Below are 12731 nucleotides of genomic sequence, written 5' to 3' on the forward strand. Positions count from 1 at the left end.
GGCAGAGGGTAAGGCGATGATCGAACTGACCATCAATGGCAAGGCGCACCGGCTGGATGCCGATCCTGACATGCCCTTGCTCTGGGCCATCCGCGACATTCTGGGCCTGACCGGCACTAAATATGGCTGCGGCGTCGCCCAATGCGGGGCCTGTACCGTTCATGTCGATGGTGTCGCCACCCGTTCTTGCTCCATCCCGTTGGAATCGGTCGCCGGGTCCAAGGTCACGACGATTGAGGCGCTGGGCGGCAATCATCCGCTGCAAAAGGCGTGGGAGGAATTGCAGGTGCCGCAATGCGGCTACTGCCAGTCCGGGCAGATCATGTCCGCCGCCGCCTTGCTGAAGGATACGCCCAAGCCCACCGATGCCGATATCGATGCCGCCATGGATGGCAATCTCTGCCGTTGCGGCACCTATCCGCGCATCAAGGCCGCGATCAAGCGCGCCGCCAGCGTTGCGTCCTGAAGCGGGAAGGGAGGATTGTTCCATGGATAGCCATCTGATCCACGATACCGACCTGTCCCGCCGCGCCCTGCTGGCCGGCATGGGCGGTCTTGCTGTCGCCATCGCCCTGCCGCTGCCGGTCCTGGCGCAGAATGCGCCGCCGGCCCCGCCACCGCTGGGCGCTGCTGCTGCCGGGGCCAATGTTCAGGCGGGCATGGTCACGGCCCATCTGGTGGTAAAGCCAGACGGCAAGGTTGTCATTATCTCCCCTACCACGGAAATGGGGCAGGGCACCCACACGGCCCACGCCGCCATCATCGCGGATGAGGTGGGGGTGGATTTCCCTGACGTGTCGGTTGAAACCGCCATCCCCGCCGATGCCTATCGCTGGGGCGGCTCCATGGGATCGGGCGGCAGCCAGGGCGTGCGCCGCTGGAACGACCATCTGCGCAAGGGGGCGGCGCAGGCCCGCGCCGTCCTGATCCAGGCGGCGGCCAACCGCTGGCAGGTTGATCCCGCCACGATCACCCTGGAAAATGGCCGCCTGACCCATGCCCCTTCCAAGCGCAGCCTGGGTATTGGCGAGGTCGCGGAGGATGCCGCCAAGCTGACGCCGCCCGACAATCCCACCCTGCGCGATCCCAAGACCCGCCGCTATGTCGGCAAGGATATCCCCCGCCTGGATATTCCGCCCAAGGTGCGCGGTGAAACCATCTACAGCATGGATTTCCACCTTCCCGGCATGCTCTATGCCTGCGCCCGCCTGAACCCCGTCTTTTATGGCGACGTTGCCAGCTTCGACGCCGCGCCGGCCCTGAAGGTCAAGGGCGTGAAGAAGGTGGTGAAGATCACGGGCGGCGTGGCCGTGGTCGCCGACAGCGTCTGGGCCGCCATGAAGGGGGCCGACGCCGTCACCGTCACCATGGCCCCCTCACCGCAGGATGGCATCAGCAGCACCGCCCTGACCGCCGCCATGGTCGAGGGGTTAAGCGCCGATAACGCCATCCCCGCTACCGAACGTGGCGATCTGGCGGCGGCCCTGAAATCTGCGGCCAAGATGGTGACCGCCGATTACGCTGTGCCCTATGTCTGCCACGCCCCGATGGAGGTGTGGAGCTGCACGGGCCTGTTCAAGGATGGCAAATTGGAACTCTGGGCCCCGACCCAGGTGCAGGACCGCTCCCGCCGTACCGCCGCCACCACGCTCGGCATCGATGCGGAGGCGGTGAAGGTCAACACCCTGCTGCTGGGTGGCGGCTTTGGCCGGCGCCTGATGGATGAGGGTATTCCCGGTGCCGCCCAGGTCGCCAAGGAAATGGCCGGCACGCCCGTCAAGTTCTTCTGGCGGCGGGAGGATGAATTCGACCGTGGCTATTACCGCCCGGCCCAGATGGCCCGCCTGACCGCTTCGCTGGACGCCAAGGGGCAGGTCACCGGCATGGCCATCCGCATCTCCGGCCCCTCCATGCGTGCCGAATTCACCCCCGGCAGTGTGAAGGAGACGGACCTGGATGGTTCCTCCGTGCAGGACCTGTCGAACCTTCCCTATAACCTGCCGAATTTCAAACTGGATTGGGCGCGTCGGCATGTGCGCGTGACGACGGCTCCCTGGCGGGCTGTGGGTGCCACTCACAATGCCTTCTTCCTGGAATGCTTTATCGATGAGCTGGCCGCCGCCGCCGGCAAGGACCCGGTGGCCTTCCGCCGGCAATTGCTGGCCGGGAACAAGCGGGCGCTTGCCGTGATCGATCTGGTGGCCGCCAAGTCCGACTGGGGCAAGAAGCTGCCCAAGGGCCATGCCCAGGGAATCGGCTTCTTCGCCAGCTTCGGTTCCCTGTCGGCCCATGTCGTGGAAGCGTCGGTGTCCGACGGACAGCCGAAGATCCACAAGGTCACCACGGTGCTGGATTGCGGCGATGTCGTCCTGCCCGATGGTGCACGCAGCCAGATGATGGGCGGCGTGATCATGGCCCTGTCGGCGGGCCTATATGAGGCGGTGACGGTAAAGGATGGCCGCGCCGAACAGCGCAATTTCGATAGCTACCGCCTGATGCGCCATTCCGAAGCACCACCCGTCATCGATGTCCACTTCATCAATTCAGGGGAGGCGCTTGGCGGCGTCGGCGAACCCGGCCTGCCGCCCACCTTCCCGGCGGTCGCCAACGCCCTGTCGGCGGCCACGGGCAAGCGGCTACGGCATTTGCCGCTGGTGGAGGCGCTGCAGGCCTGATCAACCCCGCAGCACCCATATTTTCAACATCGGCCGGCCCTGGTGACGCTCCCATTTCGGGTTCAGCGCCGCCAGGGCCGCGTTGCCTAGAACATCAATGCTCTGTTCCACGCAAAGCCCGGCCTCTGCCGCCGCCCGCTCCACATCGGCAGCGCTGTGCGGATATCCGGCCAGCGCCACCTCGTCCCCGTCGTCGGTTTTGAAATGCGCGAAGGTGCCGCCCGCCGTCCGCTCTGGGTGGATTTCGGAGATGTAAAAGCGCGCACCGGGTTTCAGAAGGGCTTTGATCCTTGCAAAGAATCCCGGCAGATCGCCGATATGTTCGATGACCAGTGCCGTCAGCGCCGCATCGAATGGGCCGCCGGGAATGTCGATCCCGGCCATCACGTCGCCCTGAATAAGGGTTACGGGCAAACCTGCCAGCTTCTGCGCGGCCTGGGACAGCATGCCGGGCGACAGGTCCACGCCCGTGACACGGTTGCCGGCCTGTGCCAGCCGCCGGGTATGCCGGCCCGTGCCGCACCCGATCTCCAGGATGTTCAATCCCGTCAGATGGGCCCAAAGCGGTGGGAAGGCGAGGTCATCCGCCGCCACCGTCGGGTTGGGATAGCGGTCATAGAAATCTGACCAGCGGTCATAGCCGGCCTGATTGGTGCTGACGGTTCTGTTGTGATCACTCATGGCGCATCTCTCCCCATCTTGCGTTCACCTGTACGCAAAGGGGCGTAGATTTAGATCCGGCAGGCGGAAAGCAGCGCCACTGCGGGGCTGAAATTATCCAGCCCCGCAGGAATGGTCAATCCCGTTTACTTCCGGTCGATACGGACCAGCTTGCCATCCGTCCCCGGCGCTTCGATCAGGGCATAAAGGCGGCCATCCGGCCCCTGCGCCACGTCGCGGGTGCGGGGCAGTTCGTCGACCAGCAGGCGCTCGGTGGCCACCACCTTCTCGCCCTCCACATCCAGACGCGCGATACCGCCGGCCAGAAGCCCGACGATCAGGTCGCCGCGCCAGAAGGGCAGCGAGCCGCCATCATAGAAGGTCATGCCATTCACGGCCAGCGACGGCACGAAATACAGCTCCGGCTGCGCCATGCCTTCCTTCTCGGTGCCCTCGCCGATCTTCAGGCCCAGACCATAGGTCTTGCCATAGGTGATGACGGGCCAGCCGTAATTGGTGCCGGGACGGATGATGTTGATCTCATCCCCGCCCTGCGGCCCATGCTCGCTTTCCCAGATCAGGCCCGTCCCCGGCTGGGTCGCCAGACCCTGCGGGTTGCGGTTGCCATAGGTGAAAATCTCCGGCAGCGCGTCGCTGCGGCCCACGAACGGGTTGTTGGCGGGCACGCTGCCGTCGCGGTTCAGGCGGAACACCTTGCCGGCGGCATCCATCAGGTCCTGCGCCCGGTCCTGCGACCCGCGTTCCCCGATGCTGAAATAGATATGGCCTTCCTTGTCAAAGGCGAACCGGCTGCCGAAATGGAAACCGCTATCGACCAGCGCGCCCTTATACAGGACCTTCATGTCCTTGAAGGCGGTGCCATCATCGGTGAAGCGGGCGATGACGGTGCGGTTGCCCTTGTCCTGATCGCGCGGCTTGGCGTCCGGTCCCTTTTCCGCCTTCTCCATGAAGGACAGATAGACATAGCGGTTCTGGGCATAATCGGGGTCCAGGGCGATATCCATCAGACCGCCCTGCTTGAACTCCTCAATCTTGGGCAGGCCGGCGACAGGCTCCGGCAGCAGCTTGCCATCCTTCACGACGCGCAGATTGCCCGTGCGTTCGGTGACCAGGATGCGCCCATCGGGCATGAACGCGATGGACCAGGGCGTGTCCAGCCCCTCAGCCACCACCGTCACCTTCACATCATGCCGGGTCTTGGGCACCGGGAAGGTGGTGAACTCTTTGGGTGCGGCAAGGGCGGCGGTGCCGGTCAACAGGGTGACGGCAAGGGCGGCCAGGGCCTTCCTGGTCAGGGACATAGGGGCAATTCTCCCGTCGGAACATGAACTTGCCCGCAATGTGGGGGTTCCGCCCGTCCCTGCCAAGGGTAATCACACCTCAGGCCGCGTTTGAATGGCCACCGTTAGGCGTTTCTGGATATCGGTCAGCGATACCGGCTTCACCAGATATCCTGATGCCTGATACTGCACCGCCTGTTTCACCAGATCGCTGGTGGCGTGGCTGGTAACCATCACGATGGGGGTGGTGGCAATCTGCTTGATATCGACCGACCGGATACGTTGCAGAACCTCAATGCCGTTCACCGGCTCCATCTCAATATCGCACAGCACCGCGTCGGGCTTCAGGCGCGTGATGGAGGTGATGGCCGCCTCGCCATTCTCGGCCTCCGCGATCATCCGCACGCCCGCCTGAAACAGCAGGCGTTTCAGGATACCGCGATAGAACTGATCGTCATCGACGATCAGGACCTTCAGCTTGGTAAAATCCACATCGGCCATGATGTTCAGCCTTTCACGATTCTGATCTGATGGCGCAGGTCTTCAAAGGCCGGCGCGATGTTCCAGCGCAGGTCCTGCGCCATATCCTCGTTCCCCTCTTTCAGGGCCGCCTCGATCCGGGCGAACAGGTCGCCCAGGGCCACGGCCCCGACCCCGTTGGCGGACCCTTTCAGCGAATGGGAACCATCCTTAGCCGCTTTCAGGTCGCCATTGTTCAGCGCCTCTTCCACGGCGGACGCCCGCGCCTCCGCCTGCATCAGGAACTCGTCCAGAAGGGTGATGGCCTCGGCATCCAGATGCCCGAACATCTCCTTCAACCGGTTGGCGTCGAAAATGGCGGGATCGGTTTCGGCCTTCGGGACAGGGGCCGTGGGTGCAGGGGCCACGGGTCGCGCATGCTTGGCCGACACACGCCGCCGCATCTCCGCCGTAACCGGTGCCCAGCGCAGGATGGCCGCTTCCAGCTTGGTCAGCTCGATCGGCTTGGTCAGGTAATCATCCATGCCGGCATCGCGGCATTTCTGGGCGGCATCGCTGACCGCGTCGGCGGAAAGCGCGATGACGGGCACGTGCCGGCCATCGGCGGCGGCCCCCTCATCCACGCGGATGGCGCGGGTCATGTCGTACCCGTCCATTTCCGGCATATGGCAGTCGGTGACCACCACGCCAAACCGCCCCGAGCGCCAGGCCTCCAGCCCCTCCACGCCATTGCCCGCGATCTCGGCGGCAAAGCCCAGCTTGCGCATGGCCTGACGGATAACGATCTGGTTGGTGGCGTTATCCTCCACCACCAGGACCAGCGCGCCATTGGCCGCCGCCTCGTCGATCTCCGGCGCCTGCCAGACGGTTTCGCTGCTGCCCGTCGTGGCCGTGATGTCCAGGGAGGCGCGGCCATCGGCGGCGGCCACCACCTTGATCAGGCGGGCTTGGCGCACCGGCTTGGGGATGGCCGCGAAGATGCCCTTGCCCCGCCCCGCCTCCGACAGGGTGGAAACCAGCGATACCGGTGCTATCAGCACCGTGCGCGTGCCCCCCGTGCCGTCGGCCACGCCCAGCCTGCGGGCGATATCCAACCCGACCCCGTCGCCCGGATAGGCATCTATCAGTATGGCGTGGAAATGCATGCCGTCGGCGGCGGCCTGGCGCAATGCTGCCAGGGCCGACGCCTCGTCCGCCATCTCCACCACGTCCGCCTCCCGTGCCGTCAGGGTACGGGTCAGGCTGGCGCGTTCGGCGGGAAGGCCGCCCAGGATGCCAACGCGCATGCCCCACAGCGACGGCTCATCCGCCGCCCCCTCATCCGCCTTGCCTTCGTCCAGATGCAGTTCGAACCAGAAGGTCGATCCTTCACCCGCCTCTGACGTAACGCCGATCGTCCCGCCCATCAGTTCGACCAGACGCCGGCAGATGGACAGGCCCAGCCCAGTGCCACCGAAACGCCGTGCCGTGGACCCGTCGGCCTGGGCGAAGGGCTGGAACAGTTTGGCCTGCTGTTCCGGAGTCAGGCCGATACCCGTATCCACAATCTCCGCCCGCAGACCGACCCTACCGTCGTCGCCCTTGGGCATGCGGTTCAGGCGGACGGTGACGCCGCCATGTTCGGTGAACTTGATGGCATTGCCCGTCAGGTTCAGCAGGACCTGACGCAACCGGGTGGGATCGGCCACCAGATGGCGGGGCAGGGCGGGATCGACATCCACGGTCAGGGCCAGGCTCTTCTCCTCCGCCCGGCGGGCCAGGAGATCGCCCACCCCCTCGGCCAGGGACAGGATGTCGGTATCGATCCATTCGATATCCAGCTTACCCGCCTCGATCTTCGAGAAATCCAGGATATCGTTGATGATGGTCAGCAGCGCGCCGCCGCTGTCGCGCACCACCTTCACCATACCCTGCTGATCCTCGTTCAGCGGGGTATCGGCCAGCATTTCCGCCATGGCCAGCACGCCATTCATCGGCGTGCGAATCTCGTGGCTCATGGTGGCCAGGAAGGTGGACTTGGCGCGTGTCGCCTGTTCCGCCTCATCCCGCGCGCGGGCCAGATCCAGGTTGGTGGCGGCCAGGATGTCGGACTGTTTGCGGATGCGGGCGTCGGTGCGGCGGCGGAATTCCATGCCGCCGATCAGGCCCAGCAGCATCAATGCCACCAGGATGGGCGGCGTGCTCTCCTGCATGACGGCGCGCAGATGGCCCGTGCCATCCTGGGCCATCACCATGCGCCAGGGCGATTTGCGCAGGATATGGCTGGTAAAGGTCCAGCCATCCTTTTCCAGTCGTATCTGACCGTCGCGGCTGATGGTCTCCTGGATGGCGGCCTTCAACGCGGCTTCGGGCGGATGCCGCCGCCCCTCACCATGCGACACGCCGATCACCTGCCCGTCGGGTGCCACCAGCGCCAGCGTGCCAAACCCGGACGGAAACCCGTCCAGCAGGGAGGTAAGATAGCCGACCGTCATGTCCAGCGCGACCACGCCCAGATGCCGGTCGCCCTGATAGACCGGCATGCCGATGGTGGCCATCATCCCCTTGCCGCCATCATCCTCGTACAGTTTGGAGAAGAACAGGTCCCCCGACGGGTTGTTGGTAGGCAGGGAAGCCTGGAAATACTCCATCTCCAGGTCTTTGTCCGCGAAGGTCAGTTCCGTCGACGCGACATAAGGATAAACAAAGCTGAACCGGCTTGCGGAGATGTAATACACCCAGGGAATGTTGGGCAGCCGGCGCTGCGCCTGGGCAAAGGCGGTGTGCAGCGACAGGGCCGCCTCCATTTCCGCCTCGAAGGCTGGGCCACGGCTGTTCAGCCCACCCAGGCCCGTGATGTTGCCGACCAGATCGCGCTGATAGGGGCCGGGCGGATTGTCCAGGTGGTAGGAACCGTCGTCCCCCGCCTGCAAGGCGCGGCGCAGCGGGGAGGGCGGGGCGCCCGGCACCGCCTTGACCAGCCCTTCCTCCATCTGCGCATGCATCAATTCCAGGAAATCCAGCGCCGTGCCCACGGCCTGTTCCACACGGCGGGTCACGTCGATGCGGGCTGTCTGGCGCTGCTCCTCAAGGCGCTGATTGGCTTCTGCCACCTGCAGCCAAAGGAAGGTCACGACCGCTGCAATGGCCGCCACGTAAAACAGGAGATGCCGCACCGGTATCCGCACGTCGCGCGCCCCGTTCTCTATTTTCGATAGTGAACGGACCATAAAAATCGCGGAAATTCAACCGGGCGTTCTCTTTACCGCCGCCACATGGTCACATGCGGGATGCCGCCATCATCATAGGGCGGGCCTTCGGCGACAAACCCGAAACTTGCATAGAAGTCGGACAGATGCTGTTGCGCGCCAATCTCGATCGGTTGCCCCGGCCAGGTCCGGTCCATGAAGTCCAGCCCTTCCTGAACCAGCCGCCGGCCCAGTCCCGTGCCGCGCCCCGCCGGCCCCACCACGATGCGCCCGATAAAGGCCGGATTTTCGCCATCGGGACCACGGGCGCGCAGGTACGCGACCAGCCCCCCCGCCGGATCCGTGACCAGCAGGTGCTGACAGAACGGGTCCAGCCCGTCCAGATCGGGATAGGGGGACTGCTGCTCCACGATGAACACGTCCTGACGGAAGCGCAGCATGTCGTAGAGGCTGGCCGTTGTGAATGCGTCGAACCCCTGCCAGCGAAAATTCAGTTCACCGCTCATCGCCGGGTGCTCAACAGCACGGCCAGCTTCTCCCGCAGGCCGATCACTGTCACCGGCTTGGCGATAAAGGCATTTACGCCCAGATCGCGGGCCTTCAGCACCATGTCCTTCTGGGCGTGGTTCGTCAGGAAGATAACGGGTGTGCGCCGCCCCAGCTCTTCCTTCTGCCGCAGTTGCTGCAGGAAGGTCAGCCCATCCATGGGCGCCATCTCGATATCGCAGATGATGACGTCGGGCTTGCGCTCCAGCGCCAGGGACAGCCCGCCTGTCCCCTCATCCGCCTCGAAAACTTGATTGAATTCAAGCTGCTTCAGGATCCGGGACACGACGGTCCGGATGAAGGCCTGATCTTCGACGATCAAGGCATTCATCCGGCTGAAGCTGCTGAAACCCGACATCGCACTTTTCCCCATGGACGCGCATGCATACGGGGTCTTGCGACCCTGTACCGCCCTAGTTGACTACAAGGCGTCGATGGCGGCAACCACCCGATCAATCATGCCGGGTATTTTCAGGGCATTTGTGCGCGCATCCGCGTGATCGCCCTGCTTAAGGGCGCGTTCAATATCGTCTGCCAGGGCACCCAGCGCGGGGGCACCGCCATTCTTTGCGACCCCGGCCAGGGCGTGGATGCCGCGCCGTGCGGCCTCCATGTCGTCGGCCGCAAAGCCTGCCGCCGCCTCGTCCGACAGCGACTTCAGAGAACTGGTGAACTCGGCCAGGAACCCGCGCGCGTCATCATCCAGACTGCCGAAAAGATCGATGGTCATGCCGGGGTCGAAGATTGCCACCGCCGCCGGGGCTGCTGTTGCCGGTGTTCCATGTGCCTCTGTGCCCAGCCAACGGGACAGGCAGCGTTCCAGTTGCGTCAGGTCCAGCGGCTTGGACAGGAAATCATCCATGCCGGCATTGATACAGCGCTGATCCTCGCCGGCCATGGCATTGGCCGTCAGGGCGATGATGGGCAGGCGCGGCAACCCATTCTCGGCTTCCTGCGCGCGGATGGCGGCCGTCAGCTCATACCCGTCCATCACCGGCATATTGCAGTCGGTCAGCAGCAGCCCATGCGCACCGGGACGCCAGGCGGCCAGCGCTGCCGCCCCGTCGGCATGGATTTCGACCGCGAATCCAAGGATGGATAGCTGCCGGCTGATGACCATCTGGTTCACCCGCTGATCCTCCGCCACCAGAATCAGGCGACCTTGCGCCGCCGCTTCCTGCGGCGTAGGGGCGCTGACGGCGGCACGCGGGGCGGCGGTTGCCGTAGGGGTGCTGCCCGACAGCCGGTTCCCGGCGACGGCAACGGCCCGGAACAGGGCTGCCCGGCGCAGGGGACGGGCCACCAGTTGCGTTCCCGCCGGAATGTCGCCGGCCCGCCGCGAATCCGCATCGGCAATCACGACGGCGGGCAGGGGGCCTTGCGGCACGGGCCAGGGCGCGCCGCTGCGCCCGGCACAGATGATCAGGTCTGCGGATGGTGCGCCGGCATCCATCGGCACGGCACCCGCATTCACCAAATAGGCGCTGACCGTCTGCGCCAGTTCTGGTTCGGCGATGTCCAGCGCGACATGCAGGCCAGCAATATCGACTCCACCGGTTGGGTCGGGCATGTCCTGCGCCGATACATCCAGGTCCAGCGTGAACCAGAAGGTGGAGCCGTGACCCGGCACACTGTCCAACCCGATATGGCCCTTCATCAACTCGACCAGCCGGTGGCTGATCGACAGGCCCAGACCCGTGCCACCGAACCGGCGGCTGGTGGACACTTCGGCCTGGGTGAAGGGCTGGAACAGCTTGGCCTGCTGGTCTGGGGCGATGCCGATGCCGGTATCGATCACCGACACGCGCACGCGGGCCACGCCGGGGGCCGGGTCGGGATAGCGCTCGGCCCGGACCATGACGCCGCCTTGTTCCGTGAACTTGATGGCGTTGCCGGTCAGGTTGAACAGGATCTGGCGCAACCGCACCGGATCGCCCATCACGGCAACGGGAATGGCCGGGTCGACATGGATATCGAAGGACAGGCCCTTCTTGCGCGCCGCCGGGGCCAGCGTGTCCGCCACCCCTTCCATGATGGTGCCAAGCTCGACCGGATGCCGGTCGATATCCATGCGCCCGGCCTCAATCTTGGAGAAATCCAGGATGTCATCGATGATGCGCAGCAGGGCACCTGCCGAATCCTGCGCGGTCAGGAGCATGTCTCGCTGATCGGCGTCCAGCGGCGTGTGGCCCAGCAGTTCCAGCATGCCCAGAACCCCGTTCATGGGCGTGCGGATCTCATGGCTCATGGCGGCCAGGAAGCTGGATTTCAGCTTCGACGCGCTCTCCGCCATGCGGGCGCTGCGGATATTGTCATAGGACCGTAGACCCGTGATGATGGTGATGAACAGCTTTTCCGACGTCAGCTCGGTTTTCGACTTATAGTCGTTGATGTCATAATTCACGATGACGTCGCGCACCGGTGCCTGTCCCGGCTGCCCCGTGCGCAGAATCAGGCGTGTATCGCTGTTGGCGAATTCCTCGCGGATGCGCCGCGCCAGCCGCAGGCCGGCATCATCCGTCTCCATCACGATGTCCAGCAGGGCGACGGCGATATCCTCGCGCCGGCGGAAAACGTCATCCGCCTCCATCCCCGACCGCGCGGCCAGCAGTTCCAGTGGTCGGTCCTTGTAACGCAGCTTGGACAGGACCAGCCGCGTCATGATGTGAACCTCCTCGTCGTCATCAACGACCAGGACGGGCCAGGGGGAAGGCGGCGGGGGGGCGGGCTGTGCCGCGCTGTTCACCCCTTCGGATGCGCTGAACAGCACATCATCCTCTTCCGGGGCGAACAGGTCATCCGCGTCATCACCACCCATGAATGCACAACCTTCCCTGCCAATCATGCGGCGCACTATGCGTGGGCAATCCTAAACGCACCGTTAACCAAGCAATGTGCGTCAAAGCGTCCATCCTATGCGCGGCATGCAGCATATCAGGGCTTTGTGTAGATTTCCCGTGCGAACGCGACGGGGGACTTGCCCCTGCCGCGCGTTTCGGCTAGGCGTGTTGGCACCGGATGGGTGGCCGAGTGGTTTAAGGCAGCGGTCTTGAAAACCGCCGTGGGGCAACTCACCGTGGGTTCGAATCCCACCCCATCCGCCACCTTACCGCGCATCGTGAAAGATAATGCCCAGCGTATGGCGCTGGCCGGTTCGTATCCGGCTGACCCCATGGCGCATCGCCACGCGATAGGGGCCGCGCGTGCCCTGTGTGGGCCGTTCATTGACAGCGAAGATGACGGCGTCGCCCTGCCGCAGGGGCACCACCTCCACCCGGCTCTGCATGCGCGGCCGCTGTTCGGTCAGGACAAACTCGCCGCCCGTGAAATCGCGCCCCGGTTCTGACAACAGAATCGCCGCCTGCAACGGAAAGACCAGATCGCCATACAGGTCCTGATGCAGGCAGTTATAGTCGCCGGGACCATATTGCAGCAGCAGCGGCGTGGGCCGTTTCTGTTCTGCCGCATGGCACTGCGCCAGGTAATCTGCATGCGCCGCCGGATAATGCCGCTCCCGGGCCAGTCGCGCGTTCCAGTCATTGGCGATGGTGGCCAGACGCGGATACAGCGCCGTGCGCATGGCTTGTATCAGATCGGGCAATGGATAGCGGAAATACCGGTATTCCCCCCGCCCGAATCCGTGTCGGGCCATGATGACATGGCTGCGAAACTGGCTTTCGTCCGGGTACATCCTGGAAATCCGCGCGCATTCCGCCGCCGTCAGCAGGCCCGGCAGAACGGTGCTGCCCTGGTTGTTCAGTTCATCCGTGATCAACGGCCAGTCATATGCATCCAGGCGCGACATCGCCCCACCATCCTTTGAGATCGTGACAGATGACAGCATGACTGAGGGGAAGGCCGGGCGCATTCCGATCCTTGCG

General features: G+C 64.6%; 10 protein-coding genes and 1 tRNA gene. 3 read left to right on the plus strand and 8 right to left on the minus strand.

Annotation, left to right across the window (positions count from 1 at the left end; translation table 11 throughout):
- Nucleotides 1-16 precede the first annotated feature (16 nt).
- Both ABC729_RS05320 and ABC729_RS05325 read left to right on the plus strand, forming a co-directional pair.
- A complete protein-coding gene (locus tag ABC729_RS05320) occupies nt 17-466 on the plus strand; it encodes a (2Fe-2S)-binding protein (RefSeq protein ID WP_495606604.1) in 450 nt (149 codons plus the stop codon).
- 22 nt (nt 467-488) lie between these two features.
- Nucleotides 489-2675, plus strand: coding sequence for a xanthine dehydrogenase family protein molybdopterin-binding subunit (locus ABC729_RS05325; RefSeq protein WP_495606605.1), 2187 nt, complete (start codon nt 489-491; stop codon nt 2673-2675).
- Here ABC729_RS05325 and ABC729_RS05330 read toward each other — a convergent pair whose 3' ends face one another.
- From ABC729_RS05330 to ABC729_RS05360, 7 genes are all read right to left on the minus strand, one after another.
- Nucleotides 2676-3356, minus strand: a complete 681-nt coding sequence (locus tag ABC729_RS05330) for a class I SAM-dependent DNA methyltransferase (RefSeq protein ID WP_495606606.1) — start codon at nt 3354-3356, stop codon at nt 2676-2678.
- A gap of 125 nt (nt 3357-3481) precedes the next feature.
- Nucleotides 3482-4657, minus strand: a complete 1176-nt coding sequence (locus ABC729_RS05335) for a PQQ-dependent sugar dehydrogenase (protein WP_495606607.1) — start codon at nt 4655-4657, stop codon at nt 3482-3484.
- Between the two features lie 72 nt (nt 4658-4729).
- Nucleotides 4730-5137: a response regulator transcription factor gene (locus tag ABC729_RS05340; RefSeq protein ID WP_495606608.1), complete on the minus strand. Its 408-nt coding sequence runs from the start codon at nt 5135-5137 to the stop codon at nt 4730-4732.
- Nucleotides 5138-5142: 5 nt separating this feature from the next.
- Complete coding sequence (locus ABC729_RS05345) at nt 5143-8283, minus strand: ATP-binding protein (protein ID WP_495606609.1); 3141 nt, start codon at nt 8281-8283, stop codon at nt 5143-5145.
- 74 nt (nt 8284-8357) lie between these two features.
- On the minus strand, nt 8358-8810 hold the full coding sequence (locus ABC729_RS05350) for a GNAT family N-acetyltransferase (RefSeq protein WP_495606610.1): 453 nt from the start codon (nt 8808-8810) through the stop codon (nt 8358-8360).
- Nucleotides 8807-9208: a response regulator gene (locus tag ABC729_RS05355; RefSeq protein ID WP_495606611.1), complete on the minus strand. Its 402-nt coding sequence runs from the start codon at nt 9206-9208 to the stop codon at nt 8807-8809. Before ABC729_RS05355 ends, ABC729_RS05350 begins: the two co-directional genes overlap by 4 nt.
- 63 nt (nt 9209-9271) lie before the next feature.
- Entirely contained in the window at nt 9272-11668 is a 2397-nt protein-coding gene (locus ABC729_RS05360) for a response regulator (protein ID WP_495606612.1), read from the minus strand.
- A 198-nt stretch (nt 11669-11866) separates the two neighbouring features.
- Between ABC729_RS05360 and ABC729_RS05365 the strand changes: the two genes are divergently transcribed.
- Nucleotides 11867-11954, plus strand: a tRNA-Ser gene (locus tag ABC729_RS05365).
- A 2-nt stretch (nt 11955-11956) separates the two neighbouring features.
- Here ABC729_RS05365 and ABC729_RS05370 read toward each other — a convergent pair.
- Nucleotides 11957-12655 carry a 2OG-Fe(II) oxygenase gene (locus ABC729_RS05370; RefSeq protein WP_495606613.1) on the minus strand — a complete coding sequence of 233 codons (699 nt, stop codon included), beginning with the start codon at nt 12653-12655 and terminating at the stop codon, nt 11957-11959.
- Between the last annotated feature and the right edge of the window lie 76 nt (nt 12656-12731).

This window comes from Niveispirillum sp. CC-CTL257 (genome assembly GCF_059489915.1).

Bases quoted from the DNA above. Each gene is read 5' to 3' on its own strand.
- ABC729_RS05320 (WP_495606604.1), top strand. From the start codon at position 17: ATGATCGAACTGACCATCAATGGCAAGGCGCACCGGCTGGATGCCGAT.
- ABC729_RS05325 (WP_495606605.1), top strand. From the start codon at position 489: ATGGATAGCCATCTGATCCACGATACCGACCTGTCCCGCCGCGCCCTG.
- ABC729_RS05330 (WP_495606606.1), bottom strand. From the start codon at position 3,356: ATGAGTGATCACAACAGAACCGTCAGCACCAATCAGGCCGGCTATGAC.
- ABC729_RS05335 (WP_495606607.1), bottom strand. From the start codon at position 4,657: ATGTCCCTGACCAGGAAGGCCCTGGCCGCCCTTGCCGTCACCCTGTTG.
- ABC729_RS05340 (WP_495606608.1), bottom strand. From the start codon at position 5,137: ATGGCCGATGTGGATTTTACCAAGCTGAAGGTCCTGATCGTCGATGAC.
- ABC729_RS05350 (WP_495606610.1), bottom strand. From the start codon at position 8,810: ATGAGCGGTGAACTGAATTTTCGCTGGCAGGGGTTCGACGCATTCACA.
- ABC729_RS05355 (WP_495606611.1), bottom strand. From the start codon at position 9,208: ATGTCGGGTTTCAGCAGCTTCAGCCGGATGAATGCCTTGATCGTCGAA.
- ABC729_RS05360 (WP_495606612.1), bottom strand. From the start codon at position 11,668: ATGGGTGGTGATGACGCGGATGACCTGTTCGCCCCGGAAGAGGATGAT.
- ABC729_RS05370 (WP_495606613.1), bottom strand. From the start codon at position 12,655: ATGTCGCGCCTGGATGCATATGACTGGCCGTTGATCACGGATGAACTG.